The 18,847-nt window shown below is 64.5% G+C and carries 17 protein-coding genes and 2 riboswitches; of the genes, 4 read left to right on the top strand and 13 right to left on the bottom strand.

What is annotated here, in order from left to right:
* The first annotated feature begins 61 nt into the window (after window positions 1-61).
* Window positions 62-673, top strand: a complete 612-nt coding sequence (locus UP10_RS03300) for a hypothetical protein (RefSeq protein WP_044585929.1) — start codon at window positions 62-64, stop codon at window positions 671-673.
* Here UP10_RS03300 and UP10_RS03295 read toward each other — a convergent pair whose 3' ends face one another.
* Window positions 674-910 carry a hypothetical protein gene (locus UP10_RS03295; protein WP_156179632.1) on the bottom strand — a complete coding sequence of 79 codons (237 nt, stop codon included), beginning with the start codon at window positions 908-910 and terminating at the stop codon, window positions 674-676. It lies immediately after the preceding gene.
* Window positions 907-1,929: a methionine synthase gene (locus UP10_RS03290; RefSeq protein WP_044585927.1), complete on the bottom strand. Its 1,023-nt coding sequence runs from the start codon at window positions 1,927-1,929 to the stop codon at window positions 907-909. Before UP10_RS03290 ends, UP10_RS03295 begins: the two co-directional genes overlap by 4 nt.
* A gap of 100 nt (window positions 1,930-2,029) precedes the next feature.
* Between UP10_RS03290 and UP10_RS03285 the strand changes: the two genes are divergently transcribed.
* The 3 genes from UP10_RS03285 to UP10_RS03275 all read left to right on the top strand — a co-directional run bounded on the left by UP10_RS03285 (window position 2,030) and on the right by UP10_RS03275 (window position 4,452).
* Complete coding sequence (locus UP10_RS03285; protein WP_044585926.1) at window positions 2,030-2,734, top strand: glutathione binding-like protein; 705 nt, start codon at window positions 2,030-2,032, stop codon at window positions 2,732-2,734.
* A 132-nt stretch (window positions 2,735-2,866) separates the two neighbouring features.
* Complete coding sequence (locus tag UP10_RS03280) at window positions 2,867-3,478, top strand: 2-hydroxychromene-2-carboxylate isomerase (protein WP_044585925.1); 612 nt, start codon at window positions 2,867-2,869, stop codon at window positions 3,476-3,478.
* A complete protein-coding gene (locus UP10_RS03275) occupies window positions 3,478-4,452 on the top strand; it encodes an NADPH:quinone oxidoreductase family protein (protein ID WP_044585924.1) in 975 nt (324 codons plus the stop codon). The genes UP10_RS03280 and UP10_RS03275 overlap by 1 nt, the downstream gene beginning before the upstream one ends.
* 89 nt (window positions 4,453-4,541) lie before the next feature.
* Here the strand turns inward: UP10_RS03275 and UP10_RS03270 are convergent, their stop codons facing one another.
* From UP10_RS03270 to UP10_RS03220, 11 genes are all read right to left on the bottom strand, one after another.
* The gene (locus tag UP10_RS03270) at window positions 4,542-5,219 is read right to left on the bottom strand and encodes an esterase/lipase family protein (protein WP_044585923.1); all 678 of its coding nucleotides are present in this window, start codon (window positions 5,217-5,219) and stop codon (window positions 4,542-4,544) included.
* The gene (locus UP10_RS03265; RefSeq protein ID WP_044586163.1) at window positions 5,216-6,106 is read right to left on the bottom strand and encodes a crotonase/enoyl-CoA hydratase family protein; all 891 of its coding nucleotides are present in this window, start codon (window positions 6,104-6,106) and stop codon (window positions 5,216-5,218) included. Before UP10_RS03265 ends, UP10_RS03270 begins: the two co-directional genes overlap by 4 nt.
* A gap of 140 nt (window positions 6,107-6,246) precedes the next feature.
* Window positions 6,247-7,665 carry an amidase gene (locus tag UP10_RS03260; RefSeq protein ID WP_044585922.1) on the bottom strand — a complete coding sequence of 473 codons (1,419 nt, stop codon included), beginning with the start codon at window positions 7,663-7,665 and terminating at the stop codon, window positions 6,247-6,249.
* The gene (locus UP10_RS03255) at window positions 7,658-8,830 is read right to left on the bottom strand and encodes a M20 aminoacylase family protein (protein WP_044585921.1); all 1,173 of its coding nucleotides are present in this window, start codon (window positions 8,828-8,830) and stop codon (window positions 7,658-7,660) included. The genes UP10_RS03260 and UP10_RS03255 overlap by 8 nt, the downstream gene beginning before the upstream one ends.
* Window positions 8,831-8,835: 5 nt before the next feature.
* Window positions 8,836-10,356 carry a M81 family metallopeptidase gene (locus UP10_RS03250; RefSeq protein ID WP_044585920.1) on the bottom strand — a complete coding sequence of 507 codons (1,521 nt, stop codon included), beginning with the start codon at window positions 10,354-10,356 and terminating at the stop codon, window positions 8,836-8,838.
* 213 nt (window positions 10,357-10,569) lie between these two features.
* The gene (locus tag UP10_RS03245) at window positions 10,570-12,219 is read right to left on the bottom strand and encodes an ABC transporter ATP-binding protein (RefSeq protein WP_044586162.1); all 1,650 of its coding nucleotides are present in this window, start codon (window positions 12,217-12,219) and stop codon (window positions 10,570-10,572) included.
* Window positions 12,220-12,233: 14 nt separating this feature from the next.
* On the bottom strand, window positions 12,234-13,121 hold the full coding sequence (locus UP10_RS03240) for an ABC transporter permease (RefSeq protein ID WP_044585919.1): 888 nt from the start codon (window positions 13,119-13,121) through the stop codon (window positions 12,234-12,236).
* Between the two features lie 3 nt (window positions 13,122-13,124).
* Window positions 13,125-14,066 carry an ABC transporter permease gene (locus UP10_RS03235; protein WP_044585918.1) on the bottom strand — a complete coding sequence of 314 codons (942 nt, stop codon included), beginning with the start codon at window positions 14,064-14,066 and terminating at the stop codon, window positions 13,125-13,127.
* Between the two features lie 337 nt (window positions 14,067-14,403).
* A complete protein-coding gene (locus UP10_RS03230; RefSeq protein ID WP_044585917.1) occupies window positions 14,404-15,702 on the bottom strand; it encodes an ArgE/DapE family deacylase in 1,299 nt (432 codons plus the stop codon).
* Between the two features lie 214 nt (window positions 15,703-15,916).
* The gene (locus tag UP10_RS03225; RefSeq protein WP_044585916.1) at window positions 15,917-17,224 is read right to left on the bottom strand and encodes a D-amino acid dehydrogenase; all 1,308 of its coding nucleotides are present in this window, start codon (window positions 17,222-17,224) and stop codon (window positions 15,917-15,919) included.
* A gap of 66 nt (window positions 17,225-17,290) precedes the next feature.
* Window positions 17,291-17,405: riboswitch (glycine riboswitch) on the bottom strand.
* A gap of 3 nt (window positions 17,406-17,408) precedes the next feature.
* Window positions 17,409-17,515: riboswitch (glycine riboswitch) on the bottom strand.
* A gap of 91 nt (window positions 17,516-17,606) precedes the next feature.
* Window positions 17,607-18,737 carry a M20/M25/M40 family metallo-hydrolase gene (locus UP10_RS03220; protein WP_044585915.1) on the bottom strand — a complete coding sequence of 377 codons (1,131 nt, stop codon included), beginning with the start codon at window positions 18,735-18,737 and terminating at the stop codon, window positions 17,607-17,609.
* Window positions 18,738-18,847: the final 110 nt, after the last annotated feature.

Genomic DNA, 18,847 nt, shown 5'->3' with positions numbered 1-18,847 from the left:
TCTCGAGATTCCGGGTTCGCGTCTTCGACGCGCCCCGGAATGACAGCGACGGACGATCAGCATGCCCCTGCAAAACCGCGTCACACCATCCGGCGACATCGTCGCGTCAGAGCATCGCGGCACTTTCACCGGCAATCGCGGCATCATCCATGATCCTGCGACGCGGACGTTGCTCAACAAGCGCTGGTCGACGCCGGCCTGGATCACCTGCCTCTGCGAGTTCAGGGGATGGCGGCGCAAGGTGATGAGCCGGCGGAGCTGGACCGAACTGTTCTTTCTCGATGAGGCGACTGCGTTTGCCGCCGGCCATCGGCCCTGCTTCTTCTGCCGCCGCGACGACGCCAAGCGCTTTCGCGCCGCCTGGGAAGAGGGCAACGGCGTCACCGGCCTCAGCACCAAAGCGATGGATACGGTGCTGCACGTCGAGCGGCTCGATCGCGGCAAGAAGCGGCTGCATCCGCTATCGATACCACTGCACGAGCTGCCCGACGGCGCGATGGTGAAGGCGAACTGCGAGAGCTATCTCGTCGCCGGTGGGAAGACGCTGCGCTGGTCGTTTGCCGGCTACAGCCGGGCCGACGTGGCTGGCCCAGCCATGCTGCTGACACCGCCATCGACCGTGCGCGCCTTGGGAACGGGCTACCGGCCGGTGCTGCATCCGAGCGCGAGCTAGTCAGCGCAGCGGTTTGCCCTGTTCGTCGACGCTCATCCGGGAATCCCGCAGCGTCCATTCCTTGATGATCTGGCGACAGCGCGTAATTTCGGGCGTGTCCTGTGTCGCAGGCGATTGTGCCAATCGCGCCACCATGTCCCGGCACGCATTGAGCTGATCACGCTCGCCGGCATACGCAGGCCACGCGATGGTCAACAGTACTGCCACAACGGCGAGACGAGTAGCCGTCACTGTCACCCGAGCCGCTGCCGCGCCAGTTTTGCGCCGGCGCCGAGCGCAACCAGCTTGGCTTCCGCGATGTCCCGCCGCATCGGCGCCATGCCGCAATTGGTTGTTGCGACGATGTTGCCCTTCGGCACGAATTTCGACACCGCCTCGATCACTTTGACGACGTCCTCCGCGGTCTCGACCTCGTCGCTGGCGACATCTATCACGCCGGCCTGCACGATCTTGCCCGGCAGCAGCGCCAGCAGTTCGAGAGGTACCTTCGAATTGCGGCATTCGATCGCGACCTGCTGGATCGCGCTCTTGTCGATGACGGGGAACGTGTCTTCATATTGCCGCCACTCGCCGCCGAGCGTCTGCTTCCAGTCTGTGTTGGCCTTGATGCCGTAGCCGTAGCAGATGTGCACCGCGGTAGCGCAGGTGAGGCCCTCGGCCGCACGCTCCAGCGCCTTGATGCCCCAGTCGCGGACCTCGTCCATGTAGACGTTGAAGGCGGGCTCGTCGAACTGGATCATGTCGACGCCGTCGGCCTGCAGCGCCTTCGCTTCCTCGTTCAACAGCTCGGCAAAGGCAAACGCCATCTTGACGCGGTCGCCGTAATATTGATCGGCGATGGTGTCGATGATGGTCATCGGGCCGGGCAGGGTGAATTTCAATTTGTTCTTGGTGTGCGCGCGGGCGACCCGGGCTTCGCCGTCGTGGACGCGGCCCTTGAGCCTGAGCGGCGCGACGACCTGCGGCACCATCGCTTTGTAGCGGTCCTTGCGGATGCCCATCTCGACCTTGTGGGCGAAATCGATGCCCTCGATCTTCTCCAGGAAGCCGTGCACGAAATGCTGCCGCGCCTGCTCGCCCTCGGTGACGATGTCGACGCCGGCGTCTTCCTGTAGCTTGACCGCGAGCATGGTGGCATCGCGCTTGGCACGGGCGAGTTCGGCGCCTTGCGACTTCCAGGGCGCCCACAGGATGTTTGGCTCGGCCAGCCATTCGGGCTTCGGCAGGGAGCCTGCGATCGTGGTTGGAAACAGCATGGGAGCCTCCCGGTCGGTTCGGATTGAGCGCCTGTCTGCCATGTCTTATGGTGGAGGTACAGAACAACAAAAGTCTTTGTGACGGGGAATCAGGAAACCGATGATCGACCTGCACTACGCGCCGACGCCGAACGGCTGGAAAATATCGATCATGCTGGAGGAGCTGGGGCTGCCCTATCAGGTCATCCCGGTGAACATCCGCGCCGGCGAGCAGTTCCGCCCCGAATTCCTGGCGATCAGCCCGAACAACCGCATCCCCGCGATCGTCGACCATGCGCCGGCCGACGGCGGCGGGCCGTTCTCGGTGTTCGAGACCGGCGCGATCCTGATCTATCTCGCCGACAAGACCGGCCGCTTTTTGTCGCAGGAGCTGCGGGCGCGGTCGACCATCATCCAATGGGTGATGTGGCAGATGGGCGGCCTCGGTCCGATGCTCGGCCAGCACGGCCATTTCGCGCTCTATGCGGCGGAGAAGATTCCCTATGCGATCGAGCGCTATCGCGATGAGGCGGCGCGGCTCTACGGCGTGCTCGACCGCCAGCTTGGCAAGACCGGCGCCTACATCGCCGGCGACGACTATTCGATTGCCGACATCGCCTGCTTCCCCTGGACCATGACCCACAAGGCGCAGGGCTTTACGCTCGACGACTACCCGAACATCAAGCGCTGGTACGCAGCCGTGCGCGCCCGCCCGCAGGTGCAGACGGGACTGGCGATCGGCAAATTCGTCAAGGAGCCGTTCGATGAGGAGGCGCGCAAGAACATGTTCGGCGCGAAGGCGAGAGAAGCGCTGGGAAGACAGTGATGTTCCTACCCCGTCATCGCGAGCAAAGCGAAGCAATCCATGCCACCACGCGTGGAGGCATGGATTGCTTCGTCGTTTCACTCCTCGCAATGACGGAAGATAGAGCAATTCAACGATAACAAAGGAAACGCCATGATCGAATTCTTCTTCGACTGTTCGAGCCCCTGGACCTATCTCGCCTGGCACAACATCCAGCCATTGGCGAAGGAGTTCGGTACGGAGATCGCATGGCGGCCGATCCTGGTCGGCGGCATCTTCAACACCGTCAATCCGTCGGTCTATGCCCAGCGTGAAACGCCGGTCCCGCTGAAGGCGCGCTACATGAAGAAGGATCTCGCCGACTGGGCGCGCTCGGCCGGACTTGCGATCAAGATGCCGCCGACGGTGTTCCCGGTGAACTCTGTGAAGGCGATGCGTGGCTGCATTTGGCTCGGCAATGACAAGATGGTGCCGTTCGCCCGCGCCGCGTTCGAGGCCTATTGGGGCGACGACAAGGATATCTCGCAGGATGCTGTGCTGAGCGAGATCTGCGGCAAGGTCGGCATCGATCCGGCAAAATTCCTTGCCGGAATCAGCGAGCAGGCAATCAAGGACCAGCTCAAGGCCAACACCGAGGAGGTGATGGCGCGCGGCGGCTTCGGCTCGCCGACGATCTTCATTGGCAAGACCGACATGTATTTCGGCAACGACCGCCTGCCGCTGATCCGCGAGGCGCTGGCGCGCCTCAAGGCGCGGGCCGCCTGATGCCGAAAGCCGTCGTCTGCCGCGAGCTTGGGCCGCCCGAGCGATTGCACCTGGAAAGCTTTGCCCTGCTGCCGCTGAAACCGGGCGAGGTGCGTGTTGCGATCCGCGCCGCCGGGATCAATTTTCCGGACATTCTGATGGCCGCCGGCGAGTACCAGCTCAAGCCGTCGCTGCCGTTCACGCCCGGCTCGGAAGCCGCCGGCGATGTCGTCGAAGTCAACGACGCGAAGGGCGTCGCGATCGGCGACAAGGTGATCGTCAAGATGCGCTTCGGCGCCTATTGCGACGAGACGGTGGCGGCGCCGTCTCAGCTCGTGCCGCTGCCGTCGACCTTCGACTATGCGGAGGGCGCCACGTTCCTGGCTGCGCACGGCACCGCGCATCATGCGCTGATCGACCGCGCGCAAATCAAGCCGGGTGAGGTGCTGCTGGTCCACGGCGCCGGCGGCGGCGTTGGACTGGCGGCAGTCGAGATCGGCAAACTGCTCGGCGCCACCGTGATCGCGGCAGCCTCGTCCGAGGAGAAGCTTGCAATTGCCAAGGCGCGCGGCGCCGATCACGTCCTGCTCTACCAACGCGAGCCGTTCCGTGACGCTGTCAAACGCCTCACCGATGGTCGCGGCACTGATGTGGTGTTCGACCCCGTCGGCGGTGAGGTGTTCGAGAACTCGATGCGCTGCATCAACTGGGGTGCGCGCATCCTCGTCGTCGGCTTCACCGGCGGCATCGGGCTTGCCCGGACCAATCTCCTGATGATCAAGGGCGCCAGCGTGCTCGGCGTTCGCGCCGGCGAGGCGGTGCGGAAGAACCCCGCGCTCGGCGAAGTCAGGATCAAGGCGCTGAGCGAATGGGCCGAAGCCGGAAAGGTGCGGCCAAACATCTCACACCGTCTGCCGCTCGAGGATTTTGCCAAGGCGATGCGGCTGCTGATCGATCGCGAGGCGATCGGGCGCGTGGCGTTGATGACGCGGTAGGGAAGCGTAGGGTGGGCAAAGGCGCGTAGCGACGTGCCCACCATCACGTGCAACGCCAGGAATGGTGGGCACGCTTAGCTTTGCCCACCCTACGATTTGTGCTCGAACTGTCCATCCCGCAAAAACGCAATCGTCTGCGCGATCGCTTCCGCGTTGCGCACCAGCCATGGATGCGAGGTGCGGATCACGATGTGATCGGTCATGCCGCCGAGCTTCGTGTTGGCGACCGACACCCGTCCGTCATGCGGCCGCGGCAGCCCCATCGAGGTGATCGGGTAGATCGAGCGGTTGCCGGCGATGATGCCGGTCGGATAGTCGACCGTAGGCAGCATGGCGCTGGTTGCGGCGTCGCGACGGGTGACGAGCTGCTGGCCGGCCGGGCCGAAGAAGGCGCGATAGGCAGCTATGCTCTTCAGGCGGTCGGCGATCTCGCTGCCGCCGTTCGGCGTGCCAAGCATCACGACACGACCGAGCCGCAGTGGGCGATGTCTTGCGAGATAGGCACGGGCAACCAGGCCGCCCATCGAATGGCAGACGAAATGGAGGGAGCCCTCGAGGCGGCCGGCGAACAGCTCGACTGCCGGACGGATGTCCTCGGCCAGCGCATCGAGCGGCTTCCGCCGGCTCTCGTAATCGAGATTGAGGGTGGCGAAGCCGGCGGCCTGCAGCGCCAGCTCCATCCTGCGGAACGAGCGCGCCGTCCTGCTGATGCCGTGCAGCAGGACGAGGCCGTCAGATGTCGACGTCGCGGGACGCCATTCGCTCACTGATAGTCGCGCTCTTGCCACCACGGGAAGTAATCGGGCATGTCTGATGACACCTTGTTCTTGAACTGTGCGGGGCGCTTTTCCAGGAACGACACCACGCCTTCCTTGACGTCGTCGGAGCGGCCGCGGGCATAGATGCCGCGGCTGTCGACCTTGTGCGCCTCCATCGGATCGTCGGCGCCCATCATGCGCCACATCATCTGGCGGATCAGCGCCACCGAGACCGGCGCGGTCTTGGCAGCGATTTCTTTCGCGAGCGCGCGTGCGGTCGGCAACAGATCATCCGGCGGCACCACCTTGCTGACCAGCCGGCCGGCGAGCGCTTCCTGCGCAGGGAAGACGCGGCCGGTGTAGCACCATTCCAGCGCCTGCGAGATGCCGACGATGCGCGGCAGGAACCAGCTCGAGGCGGCCTCGGGCACGATGCCGCGTTGGGAGAACACGAAGCCGAAGCGCGCGGCTTCGGATGCGATGCGGATGTCCATCGCAAGCTGCATGGTGACGCCGATGCCGACCGCGGGGCCGTTCACGGCAGCGATCACCGGCTTCAGGCATTTGAAGATGCGCAATGTCACCTGGCCGCCGCCGTCACGCACCTGCGGATCGCTGTAGTCGACACCTCCGCCAGCGAGCCGTTTCACCGGCCCGCGCCGGGCATCGCGGTCGAAGGTGTTGGCGCCCGAGGAGAGATCGGCGCCGGCGCAAAAGCCGCGGCCTGCGCCGGTGACGATGATCGCTCTTACGTCGTCGTTCTTGTCGGCCGCATCGAACGCGGCGATCAGCTCCTGCTGCATCGCGGCGTTGAAGGCGTTGAGCTTGTCGGGCCGGTTCAGCGTGATGGTGAGGATCTGCTCGGCGACCTCGTACTTGATCGTCTCATACGCCATGGGGATGATTTCCTCTCGGTTTTCTTGACTGAAGAGCGCGACGCGCATCTTCATCCAGATAACCCGGCAATGCATCCCTTGGGAAGAACTCGGATGCGCGAAGGAGATCCGCGCATCGCGACTTGCGTTGAGGCGCTACGTTACTTCTTCGGCGGCGCCGGCCAGGGCTTCTGCGCGCCGCGCAGACCCTCGAAGGCCTTGCCCATACCGAGCACGCCGATGTCGTCGAAGCGGCGGCCGACGATCTGCACGCCGATCGGAAATCCGCGTTTGTCATAGCCACCGTTGATCGCAAGCGCCGGGTTCTCCGACATATTCCACGGCACGGTAAAGCCGATGTGCTCGAACGGCTTTGCGGGATCATTCAACGGCGAGGCGAACTCCGCCGGAAAATTCACCACCGGCGACACCGGCGAGATCACATAGTCGAACTCGCAGAACAGTTTTGCCGCCGCCGCACGGAGCGCCATCGTCACGTTGAAGCCGCGTATGACATCGACGCCCGACAGCTTGGCGCCGGACTCGCCCCATTTGAGGATATAGGGCAGGGTCTTTTCGCGGGTCGCAGCCGGCAGCTTCGAGAGATCATCCCACATCCGCGCGCGCCAGAAATTATCGAGACCCTCGAGCATCTCCTGGGTCAGGATGCCATCGGTCTCGGTGATGACGGCGCCTGCGGATTCGAACGCCTTCGCGGCCTTGACGACGACGTCGCGCACGTCCTTCTCGAGCTTCTGGCCGGCGCCGGCGTCGAGCATCAGGCCGATGCGCAGCTTGCGCGGCGACTTCTCCAGCGCCTTCCAGTTGACCTCGATCGCGGGCAGGCTCATGCCGTCGCGGCGGTCGGGACGCGACAGCACGCTCATCATCAGCGCGGCGTCGTCGATCGTGCGGGTCATCGGGCCGGCGACGCGGCCGACATAGGCCGGTTCGATCGGAACGCGGCCCAAGCTCGGCTTCAGCGCGACGAGGCCGCACCAGCACGCCGGCAGCCGCACCGAGCCGCCGATATCGGTGCCGAGATGCAGCGGACCGTAGCCAGCGGCGCCGGCTGCACCCGCGCCGGAACTCGATCCGCCGGGGTTCTTGCTGACATCCCAGGGATTGCGCGCGAGCGCGTGGAACGACGACAGCCCCGACGACAGCATGCCGTAGTCCGGCATCGTGGTCTTGGAGAAGATCACGCTGCCGGCTTCGCGCAACCGCGCGGCGGGTGGCGCGTCCTTTGCGGCGGGCACGAGGTTGACGCTCGCCGCGCCCAGCGGCACCGGCTGGTCCTTGGTCGCGACATTGTCCTTGATGGTGACGGGAACGCCGTCGAGCGTGCCCACCGGCTCGCTTTGCTGCCAGCGCTCGGTCGAGGCCTTCGCGACCTTGCGTGCTCCGTCGGGGTCGTAGAGGTACAGCGCCTTGATGTGCGGCTCCCACGCCGCAACATGGGTGATGACCTCTTCCAGGACCTCCGACGGCGAGAACTGTTTGGCACGATAGCCGGCCAGAAGGTCGACGGCAGAGAGATCGTGCAGCGACGTGATGGTGTCCTGTTTGGCCTTATGCATGGGCACCTACCGGCATGCGTTTCTCGATGATGCGGGCGAACATGCTGGCGCCGATCGGCAGGATCTTGTCGTCGAGAACGTAACCGGGATTGTGCACGGGGACTGAGCCGTCATGGCCGACCCAGAAATAGGCGCCGGGAACGGCCTGCATCATGTCGGCGAAATCCTCGCTGCCCATCTTTGGGGTAGTGCGGGTCATCACCTTGGCGGGATCGACGACGGTGCGCGCGACTTCCTCGACCACGCGGGACTGCTCTTCCTGGTTCACCAGCACGCTGAACGTATCGCGGATGTCGACCTCGATCTCGACGTCGAAGGTCGCGGCGATGCCGGCGCAGACCGTACGCATCCGCTTGGCGATCAGCTTGCGGATATCGTCTGAGAAGGTGCGCACGGTGCCGCACAGCCAGGCTTCGCCGGGAATAACGTTATAGGCCGAGCCGGAGTGGATCTGCGTGATTGACAGCACCGCCGCCTGCAGCGGATCGACGTTGCGGCTGACGATGGTCTGCAGTGCCTGGGCGACGGTGGTCGCGATCACGACCGCGTCCTTGGAGCGCTCCGGCATCGCACCATGCGCGCCATAGCCGTGAATCTTGATATCGAAGAAGTCGGCGGCGGCCATCGCCGGGCCGGGCAGGATCGCGACCTCGCCGTGATTGAGGTCGGGGGCATTGTGCAGGCCGTAGACCTCGTCGCAGGGAAATTTCTCGAACAGGCCGTCCTTGATCATCTCCCGTGCGCCGCCGAGGCCTTCCTCGGCCGGCTGGAAGATGAAATGCACGGTGCCGTCGAAATTGCGGGTTTCGGCGAGATAGCGCGCCGTGCCGAGCAACATCGTGGTGTGACCGTCATGGCCGCAGCCGTGGAAGCGGCCGGGAATGGTCGAACGCCACTTCAGATTGGTGTTCTCCTCCATCGGCAGCGCGTCCATGTCGGCGCGCAGGCCGATCCGCTTGGTACCGTTGCCCTGGCCTTTCAGAACCCCGACCACGCCAGTGCGGCCGAGGCCGCGATGCACCTCGATGCCCCAACTCGTCAGCTTGTCGGCGACGATGCCCGAGGTACGAACCTCCTCAAACCCGATCTCCGGATGCGCATGCAGGTCCCGCCTGATGGCGGTGAGTTCGTCAGCAAAGCCGTCGATACGGTCAATGGTTGGCATGGTCTCTATCCGTTTGTGCGTGAGGAGGAGGTGGGTGTGAAAGCAGGGCCGTTCGGCTTGATGCGGATGCCTGGCCGCAAATGCTTCCAGGGCAGCGAGGCGGTATCCGCGGGCATGGCGCCGGGTGCGGCACAGATCAGGAGCTTTGCCGCGATCGGCTCGAAATCGGCGCGGAAATGCACCGAACTCTTGTTGACGAGGATTTTCTCAGTCGTGGGCTCGATGCCGACGTAACGATACATCGCCTGATCGGCGAGCTGGGCCTTGTAGGAGCCGACGACGACGCGCACGTCGCCGATGCGCAGGCAGGCTGATGGCCCCATATCCATGTCGCGCCCACCATAGAAGGGACCCGGCGCAAGGAACTTGCCGTCCGAAAGCTGTTCGACGACGAAGGTTTCCCGGTACGGCGCGTCGCCGGCAATGCCGGACTTGCCGCCGAGATCGAGCGTGACGGTGGCGCCGACGCCGGCCGCATGCGCCGCCTTCGCCGATTGCGGATCGAAGATTACGCCGGTGGCGGCGCTGGCCTTGTTGCGCACCAGCGCCCGCAGCATGCCCGTGGTGTCGGACGTGCCGCCGGCGCCGGGATTGTCCTGGGTGTCGGCGATGACGATCGGCTTCTTTGCCGATTTCGCCAGCTCCATCGCCAGCCGCACGCCCTCGTCGGGCGAATAAATCCGGCCATCGAAATCGTCTTCATGGCTTTCGACCAGCGCGACGACCTTGTCGGCGGCGGTATCAGCATCGACCTGGGTGCGGCCGTAGGCGAACACGCTCGGCCCGCAATCGCGGAAATCGGCGGCCGGGAATCCGAACGCAAACGACAGCGTCGGTACCGCGTCGCTCTCGAGCGCCGCAACCTTCTGGTAGATCTCCTTGGCTGGCTGGTCGTTGGTGCATTGCCAGCTGATCGGGATCAGGAACGGCAGTTGCCGGAAGGCTTTTGCCAGGCGCTGCCTGGTCTTCAGCAACAACGCCAGATGCCTCGCGCAGGCGCGGCCGGTGTCGGCCATGTCGACATGCGGATAGGTCCGATAGGCGATCAGCGCATCGGCATGCGCGATCATCTCGGGCGAGACATTGGCATGCAGGTCGAGGCTTGCGACCAGCAGCACGTCGTTGCCGATCACCTTGCGCACCCGGGCGAGGATTTCGCCTTCGCCATCGTTGAAGTGCTCCGTCACCATCGCGCCGTGCAGGTCGAGATAGACCGCATCGATCGGCCCGGCGGCGGCCAGACGATCGGCCATCTCCTTGACGATCCGCTCGAAAGCGTTCCTTGTCACATGCGCCGACGGGGTCGCGCCGGCCGCAACCGTCGGAACCAGATCCCAGCCATTGGCCTCGGCGGCCTCGACGAAACCGGCGAGGCCGGCATTGATCCGGCGCATGACCTTCAGCACGTCGGCGCCATGCGTCATCGATGGCCAGCCGCCGCCATGCACGAAATCGTCATAGGTCGCCTTCGTCGGCGCGAAGGTGTTGGTCTCGTGCAGGAAGCCGCCAACGGCGATGCGGGTCATCAAGTCGGTCTCGACGTGTTCTTAGCGCGCGACGTTAAGCGTGTCGTCGCGCCAAGCGCAAGCCATCGAGCACTTCCGGATTTGCATGCCCTCAACGCAGTCCGTCATTGCGAGCGGAGCGGCTGCGTAGCCCGGATGGAGCGAAGCGCAATCCGGGTCTCCGGGCGGCTGAGCTTCTCCCGGATTTCGCTTCGCTCCATCCGGGCTACGTATTTACGCGGTTGCCACAATGCCTTGCGAAACCGGGCGGAAATTCGCAAAGTCCCAGCCGCGTCCGGGGGCCGCTTCGAGAAGTGCGCGGGTGTAGGCCTGTTGTGGATTGGTCAGCACCTCGGCCGCCGGTCCCTGTTCCACGACACGGCCATGCTGCATCACGACGACCTCGTCGCAGATTTGCGCGGCGACGCGCAGATCGTGGGTGATGAACAAGAGCGCGATGCCGAGCCGCTTCTGGATTTCGTCGAGCAGGTCCAGCACCTGTGCCTGCACCGACACGTCGAGCGCGGACACCGCTTCGTCCGCGACCAGCACGTCCGGATCGAGCGCCAGGGCGCGGGCGATCGCGATGCGCTGGCGCTGGCCGCCGGAGAACTGGTGCGGAAAGCGCGAGATGGCGTCGGGCGGCAGGTGGACCAGCTCGAGCAGCTCGCGCGCCCTGGCCAACGCGTCCTTGCGCGGCGTGCCGTAGTTGATCGGGCCTTCCGCGATGCTCTCGCCGATCGTGACGCGGGGATTGAGGGAGCGGTAGGGGTCCTGGAAGATGATCTGGATCTTCTTGCGATGCGGCTGCAGCAGCCGCCGCGACAATTCGGAGATTTCGCGGCCGACCAGCCGCACGCCGCCGGAGGTCGGGTCGATCAGGCGGACGATGCAGCGCGCCACCGTCGATTTGCCGGAGCCGCTTTCGCCGACGATGCCGAGCGTGCGGCCCTTGCGCAAGGTGAGGGTGACGTTCTGCGCGGCGGCGACCTCGCGGGCTTTGCCGAACAGGGATCGCTCCCGGTAGACCTTGCCGAGCTCGTTGGCCTCCAGCACCACCGGCTCGCTCGTTGCCTGCCGCGGCGCGCGCGGCACGAGGCTCGGCACCGCGGACAGCAGGTTGCGGGTGTAATCCATCTGGGGCGTGCGCAAGATATCGTCGAGCCGGCCCGTCTCGACCAGCCGGCCATGCCGCATCACCGCGACGCGGTCGGCGATCTCGGCGACCACGCCCATGTCGTGGGTGATGAACAGCACCGCGGTACCGTGGTCACGCTGCAGGTCGCGGATCAAGGCGAGAATCTGCTTCTGCGTGGTGACGTCAAGCGCCGTGGTCGGTTCGTCCGCGATCAGGAGCTTTGGCTCCAGCACCAGCGCCATCGCAATCATGATGCGCTGGCGTTGCCCACCCGAGAGGCGGTGCGGGAACGAGGAGAAGATGCGCTCCACGTCCGGCAGCCGGACGTGCTCCATCATTGCCAGGATCTTCTGCCGCCGCGCGCGGGCATCGAGATCGGTGTGGGTGCGCAACACCTCGTCGATCTGGCGGCCGACCGGAACCACCGGATTGAGCGCGGTCATCGGCTCCTGGAAGATCATCGCCATCCGCGTGGCACGCAACTGGCGCAGCCGCCGGTCGTTGGCCCCTAACAGTTCTTCGCCGACCAGTTTGACGCTGCCGCCTAATGGCACCAGCATGCCCTTCTGCAGCAGGCCCATCACCGTCAGCGAGGTCACGGATTTGCCGGATCCGCTTTCACCGACGAGGCACAGCGTCTCGCCTTCGTGCACCTGCACCGAGAGATCGTCGATGATGCGCGGACTGCCCGACCTCTTGCCGAGACCGACGACGAGATTGTTGATGTCGAGGACGACGTTGTTCATCGGATCGGCTGCGGTCACTTGCCCTCACGCTGTTTCATACGGGGATCGAGCGCGTCGCGAGCGGCGTCGCCGATCAGGTTGATGCTGAGGATGGCGATCGAGAGCAGAAGCCCCGGCCAGAAGATCAGTGACGGCTTGATCTGAAAATAGGAGCGGCCTTCGGCCATGATGTTGCCCCAGGTCGGCGTTTCCGGCGAAATGCCGGCGCCGAGGAACGACAGGATCGCCTCGGTGAGGATCGCCGACGCGCAGACATAGGTGCCCTGCACAATCAGGGGCGCGATCGTGTTCGGCATCAGGTGCCGCCACATGATCTTGGGCAGGCTGGAGCCGACCGAGATCGCAGCCTCGACATAGGGCTCCTCGCGCGCGGTCAGCACCACCGAGCGCACCAGCCGCGCCACGCGCGGGATTTCGGGGATCGTGATCGCGATCATCACGGTCCAGATGCTGGCGCCCGACAGCGACACCACGGCGATCGCAAGCAGGACAGCGGGAATCGCCATCAAGCCGTCCATCACGCGCATCATCACGGCGTCGACCCATCTGAAGAAACCGGCGACGAGGCCGATCAGGAGTCCGACGCCGACCGAGCAGACGGCGCTGCCGAGCCCGATCAGGAGCGAAATCCGCGCGCCATAGATGATGCGCGACAGCACGTCGCGGCCATAGGCGTCGGTGCCGAGCAGGAATTGCGCGCTTGAGGGCTTCAGCCGCTGCGCCGGCGCCAGCAGCAGCGGATCGTGCGGGGCCAGCAGCGGCGCGAAGATCGCCATCAGGATGACGAGGGTGAGGCAGACCGTCGCAACCGCGATGATCGGCGTTGCCGTGAGGAAACCGAATTTCACCCGGAACGGACGGGTGACCGGAATCGAGGACTCGGGGAGGGTTTCGATCACCATCAATCAGTACCGGATACGAGGATCGAGCAGGACGTAGGAGAGGTCGATCAGGAGATTGACCGCGACATAGATACCTGATGTCAGCAGGATCATCGCCTGGATCACGGGATAATCGCGCGCCAGCACCGCATCGACGGTGAGGCGGCCGATGCCGGGCAAATTGAACACGCTCTCGGTGACGACGACGCCGGAGATCAGCAGCGCGAAGCCGGAGCCGATCACGGTGATGACGGGCACGGCGGCGTTGCGCAAGGCGTGACGTAGCAGCACGCCGGACTCGCCGATGCCCTTCGCGCGCGCAGTGCGCACATAGTCTTCGCCCAGCACGTCGAGCATCGAGGCTCGCGTCATGCGCGCGATCAGCGCGACATAGATGAAGGACAGCGTGCAGGTCGGCAGGATGATGCGCTCGAAGAACGGGCCGAAGCCGGCCGAGATGCTCTTGAAGCCCTGCACCGGCACCCAGCGCAGATCGATCGCAAAGACCTGGATCAGCACGTAGCCGATCACGAACACCGGCACGGAGAAGCCGAGCACCGACAGACCCATCACGAAGCGGTCGATCCAGGTGCCGTGCTTCCATGCCGCGATCACGCCAAGCGGCACCGCGACCAGGATCGACAGCACCATGGTGGTCAGCGCGACCGAGATCGACGGCTCGACGCGCTGGCTGATCATCTTCAGCACTGGCACGTTTGATATCAGCGAGACGCCGAGATCGCCGTGCAGCAGTTTGGCGACCCAGGTGTAGAACTGGATGTAGATCGGCTCGTTCAGCCCGAGCGAGGTCCTGATACGCTCGAGTTGCTCGGGCGTTGCATTGTCACCGGCGAGGATCGCGGCGGGATCGCCTGGCGTCAGCCGCAACAGGAGGAATACGAACAGCGCCACCACGCCCATCACGGGAATGGCAGCGAGAATACGGCGAATGAGATAGCCGAGCATCGAGCTATCTCCTGTCGACAGACGCTGCGAAGCGAAGGCTGGGCCGCATCATACTCATGGTGTCCCCGTGATGTGTGTCATGCGCTTCTGCGTCGTTGCGCTGGAGCCGAGCGCGGAAGTGATGAATTTGCAGGCAAATACTGTGCCAATGGCGGCGTTATATCAAGGTGCGGTTCAGGCCGCTTGAAGCCCGGCGAGGGCGAGGTGGCGCCCGTACCCAGGCCGTCTCGACGGGTGCTAATCGTGTTCTCCCTCCGATCTGAAGCTGCGCTCTCGCATTGCACATCCTGTATTGGACCATCTGTATTGGACCATCGACCTGAAACGATAGGCCCGTTCACATTCTCATCACGCCGCACCAGTTGGCGATGAATAGCGCGATGCTCTGCGTTGTCTTGCGAAGGCTATCGAGCTCGACACGTTCGTTGAACGCATGTGGGCCGATCCCGTAAGGACCATAGCAAAGTGCAGGGATGCCGTAGTCGACGCAATAGTAGCGCGTGTCGTTGACGGCTGTGGACAGGCGCTCCTGCATCGGAACCCGGAAGACGGACTGATGGGCGGCGGACAGAGCCGCTTCCGCCTCGCTGCCGGGTTCGCACACGGCTGGGTCTGCCTGAAAACCACTCCACACGAGTTCGGCCGGATTGTCGGACAGGAAGTCGTCGGCCTTGTGCGCCTCGACCAGGCATTCCTCGATGCCATGCATCGCCTCTCGCGGCGTCTCGCCCGGCAGGAGACCGAGCCGGCAATCCAGCTCGCACCAGGCCGCGGTCGAGCTTGCCCAGTCGCCGCCCTTGATGATGCCGACGTTGAACTTGATCGGATTTTTGACGCCGCGGAACCAGCTGTTGTCGAGCGCCCGCGCGTTGAGGGTTTTGGTGTAATCCTGGAACGCGCGCACCAGATGCATCGCCGACAGGATGGCGCTGGTGCCGTTCTCGGAATAGGCGACATGCACCGGCGTGCCGCGCACGCGCAGGCGAAACCAGATGGCGCCGACCTGGGCGCGTGTGATCGTGTGTCCGGTAGGTTCGGGAATCAGGCAGGCGTCGGCACGATAGCCGCGCATCAGGGTCGACAGTGCGCCGTTGCCGGTGCTCTCTTCCTCGGTCACGGTCTGCAGATGGACGCGCCCGTTTGGCGCATATCCGGCGCCTCTGATAGCATCGAGCGCGAAGATCATGGCCGAGACACCGGCCTTCATGTCCTGCGCGCCGCGCCCGAACATCCAGCCGTCGCGCACGGCGGCCGCGAACGGCGGCTGGTCCCAAAGGTCGGCGGGGCCTTCCGGCACCACGTCGATATGACCTTGCAGGATCAGGCTGCGCCCGCTGCCTTTACTGTTGATCGTAGCGACAACCTGCTGCGATCCGGTAAGATCGATGCCGTCCATCGGTGCAGCCTTCGGATGGCTCATCAGGTTGACGTCCGCGAGGCTGAACGTATCGACGTCGTAGCCGCGTTTTGCGAATTGCTCGGCCAGCCATCGCTGTTGCGGCGCTTCCTGTCCGCGCAAGCTGCGGAACTGCACCATGCGTGACAGGAACGCGATCTGATCGTCGAAGTTTTGGTCGACGGCTGCACTCAGTTCTCTGGCAATCTGATCCGACTTGGTCAACGTCTCAGTTGTCATGTCTTGCCTTTTCTGGAGCCCTGTACGGAAGCTTGGCGATCTCTGTATGGACGGCCATGTCATGCGCGTGCGCCAGCGCAATGCGCATTGTCCGCTCCTGAGATGGCTCGCTTCTCCCCAGCATAAAGCTAATCCTTGTCACGCGGTGGTTCTCGGCGAATCCTGACTTGGCCACATGCAACTACGCTCATATTCTTCCCCTTCGGCCGGATAATTAGAGGAAAGCAGCGTGGGTGGTCTCAGTCGTACCGACCTGCGACGGCACCATTGAGGGCGCGCTGAGGTCGCGCCAGCCATCAATGGCCTCGGCGATTATCTGCGCTGTTGCGGCCGACAGGGTCCAGCCGAGATGGCCGTGACCGGTGTTGTAGAACACGCCCGGAATCCGTCCGGCGCGCGCCACCGGCATCATGTTCGGCATCATCGGGCGCAGTCCCGCCCATGGCGTGACCTTCGACGTGTCGACCGCTGGGAAATGATGTCGCACCCAGTCCACCAACGGCTGGATACGGTCGGCGCGAATATCGCGGTTGAAGCCGTTGAACTCGGCCGTACCGGCGACGCGGAAGCGGTCGGCGCCGAGCCGGCTGGTGACGATCTTGGCGGCTTCATCGAGCAGGCTGACGGTCGGCGCAGCCTCCCGGCTTTGCGGCGCATCGAGCTGCACGGTGATCGAATAGCCCTTCACCGGATAGACGTTCACGCGCTCATTGAGCATCGCGGCGAGGTGGCGGCTCGCGACGCCGGCGCAGATGACGATGCCGTCCACCTGCAGGTCGTGTCGTGTCGGTGCCGCGGCATCCTGCGATGCGGTGTCGTTCCAGCCGATGCGGAAGCCCTCGCCGGTGCGGGAGATCGCATCGACATCGGCTTCGTGGATGAAGGTTGCGCCGCGGCGGATACAGGCGTCAGCCAGCCCGCGCGTGAACTTGTGGATATCGCCGGTCGCGTCCGACGGCGTGAAGAAACCGCCATAGCTGGCCGATTGCAGCGCAGGTTCGATGGCGCGGATTTCGTCTGATGTCACCGGCCGGCGGTCGAGGCCGCCTTGCTGGAGCAGCGTGTTGACACGCAGGCCCGCGTCGAAGCCGGCCTTGTCGTGATAGATGTGGAGAATACCGCGGCGCTCGAGATCGAAAGCGATGTTCTCGCGCTCGGCAATGGAAAACAGATGCTGCCGCGCTTCGATGGCGAGCCGCGTGGTCTCGATGGTGTTGGCGCGATAGCGGCCGATATTGCCGACGAACTCGCCGATCCAGGAATACTTGTGCCAGCTCGGCTTCGGATTCATCAACAGCGGCGCGTCGCTCCTGAGCATCCAGCGCAACCCCTTGAGGATGGTTGCGGCGCTGTTCCAGACTTCGGCGTTGCTGGCGGAGAGTTGTCCGCCATTGGCGAACGAGGTCTCCATCCCGGCGTAGCGATGCCTGTCGAGGACAGTCACCTGATAGCCGCGTTCGAGCAGGGCATAGGCCGTCGTCGCGCCGGTGATACCGGCGCCGATAATGGCAATGTGAGGCATGATGGTCTCTTGGCTCCCGTGCGTTAGAGTCGCCGATCCGCCGGTGAAAACCGGTGGCGGCGCCCCATCTGTCACGGTACCTGAGAGCTTGATCCGCATCGGGCCGAGACCCTACAACGGATTATCCCCTTCGGTGGACGTCACGGCCCACGATGTGCGGCCATGTCGCCTCTCTCCAGATCGTCCTGACGACACGGTTCTTTTGCCTGAGAGTTTCCGGGGCGGTTGCTCCGTCGGCGCCGAACACAAAAGCACGAATGCTCTTGCTTCAGTCTCTCCCGCATCATCGCGTTGGACGGCCGGACCCTAGGGTAAGCCTCAAAATTGGACAAGGCTAAATTTCGACCGGCTGTGCCAACGCGTTGTGCAGTGCAAATCAATGTCAGTTCAAGGTCGCCAGCAGTCCCGCCATCAGGCGGCCGCGCTCGGCGAGGCTGTCGACCTCGATATGTTCATTGAGCGTGTGCGCGTCAGCGCCGCGGACCCCGAGCCCATCGAGGGTGGGGATACCCATCGCGCCGGTGAAATTGCCGTCGGAGCCGCCGCCGGCGCTGCCATGCGGCAGATCGAGGCCCATCTCGCTCGCGATGCCCTTGGCCTTTTCATACAGCGCCATGGTGCCGGCATCCGGCTCCCAGACCGGGCGGGTGACGCCGCGCGTCACCTTGAACGTCACGTCGTTGGCCGTGCCCGACAGCGCCAGCATCCGCTCGACGCCACGGTCGAGATCGGCCTGGCGCTTGGCCATGCTGAGCGCTTCGCCGGTGCAGGTTGTGGCAACGCAATTGACCCATTGGCCGCCGTGGACGATGCCGACCGAGAACGTGCAATCCTCCGTGGTCATGCCGTCGATCGCGACGATTTGCCGTGCCATCTCGCGAATCGCGGAGCGTCCGGAGGACAGAGTCGCGCCAGCATGGCTCGGCTTGCCGGTTGCTTCAAGATTGAAGCGCGCGATCGCGTAGCGTCCGGTGACGACGCCGTTGTTCAGCCGGCCCGGCTCCGGCACCAGGACGTATTTGTTGCGCGCGGCTTCCGCTTCGATGATGTCGCGGGTCGACGGCGTGCCGACTTCCTCGTCGGGCGTGAACAGGACGGTGATCGGCAGCGGGGTCGTGAAGGAGGCGCGCGCCAGTTGCCGGATCGCCTCGATCGACAGATAGTTGCCGCCCTTCATGTCGAAGATGCCGGGGCCGAAGCATTTGTTGCCCTCGCGCCGCCATGTGAGCTTCTCGATGGTGCCGACCGGATGCACGGTGTCCAGATGTCCGGCGATCAGGATGCCGGGCTGGCCTTGCTTCGGGTGGGGAAAGCGGGCGCGGACGCAGCCGGCGAAACCTTGGCGCCCAGCGATGCGCTCAATCGTCGCGCCCATGATCGCCATCTCGCGCGCGGCGAGACCGAGCATCCGCTCGACGGCGACCGCATCCCAGGTCGGGCTTTCGCATTCCACCCAGCCGCGCAGGCCCTGGAGCATCGCTTCGGAGTCAAAGGGAAGATCGACTGGGTTCATGGCTTTCTCTCTTTGTTGTTTGTCCGCGCCGCGGGCCTACGAAAGTCGGTGGCGGCGATCTTGTAAGGTCAAACGCGCCGAGCCGCATCATTCATTTGCATACACTTGGT

The organism is Bradyrhizobium sp. LTSPM299, assembly GCF_000938235.1.
Taxonomy (GTDB): Bacteria; Pseudomonadota; Alphaproteobacteria; order Rhizobiales; family Xanthobacteraceae; genus Bradyrhizobium.
Note: the sequence above shows the minus strand (reverse complement) of the source record. Positions and strands in the feature narration are given on the sequence as shown.

Coding starts and splice junctions, on each gene's coding strand:
- UP10_RS03300 (WP_044585929.1), top strand. CDS start 62: ATGCCCCTGCAAAACCGCGTCACACCATCCGGCGACATCGTCGCGTCA.
- UP10_RS03290 (WP_044585927.1), bottom strand. CDS start 1,929: ATGCTGTTTCCAACCACGATCGCAGGCTCCCTGCCGAAGCCCGAATGG.
- UP10_RS03285 (WP_044585926.1), top strand. CDS start 2,030: ATGATCGACCTGCACTACGCGCCGACGCCGAACGGCTGGAAAATATCG.
- UP10_RS03280 (WP_044585925.1), top strand. CDS start 2,867: ATGATCGAATTCTTCTTCGACTGTTCGAGCCCCTGGACCTATCTCGCC.
- UP10_RS03275 (WP_044585924.1), top strand. CDS start 3,478: ATGCCGAAAGCCGTCGTCTGCCGCGAGCTTGGGCCGCCCGAGCGATTG.
- UP10_RS03265 (WP_044586163.1), bottom strand. CDS start 6,106: ATGGCGTATGAGACGATCAAGTACGAGGTCGCCGAGCAGATCCTCACC.
- UP10_RS03260 (WP_044585922.1), bottom strand. CDS start 7,665: ATGCATAAGGCCAAACAGGACACCATCACGTCGCTGCACGATCTCTCT.
- UP10_RS03255 (WP_044585921.1), bottom strand. CDS start 8,830: ATGCCAACCATTGACCGTATCGACGGCTTTGCTGACGAACTCACCGCC.
- UP10_RS03250 (WP_044585920.1), bottom strand. CDS start 10,356: ATGACCCGCATCGCCGTTGGCGGCTTCCTGCACGAGACCAACACCTTC.
- UP10_RS03245 (WP_044586162.1), bottom strand. CDS start 12,219: ATGAACAACGTCGTCCTCGACATCAACAATCTCGTCGTCGGTCTCGGC.
- UP10_RS03240 (WP_044585919.1), bottom strand. CDS start 13,121: ATGGTGATCGAAACCCTCCCCGAGTCCTCGATTCCGGTCACCCGTCCG.
- UP10_RS03235 (WP_044585918.1), bottom strand. CDS start 14,066: ATGCTCGGCTATCTCATTCGCCGTATTCTCGCTGCCATTCCCGTGATG.
- UP10_RS03230 (WP_044585917.1), bottom strand. CDS start 15,702: ATGACAACTGAGACGTTGACCAAGTCGGATCAGATTGCCAGAGAACTG.
- UP10_RS03225 (WP_044585916.1), bottom strand. CDS start 17,224: ATGCCTCACATTGCCATTATCGGCGCCGGTATCACCGGCGCGACGACG.
- UP10_RS03220 (WP_044585915.1), bottom strand. CDS start 18,737: ATGAACCCAGTCGATCTTCCCTTTGACTCCGAAGCGATGCTCCAGGGC.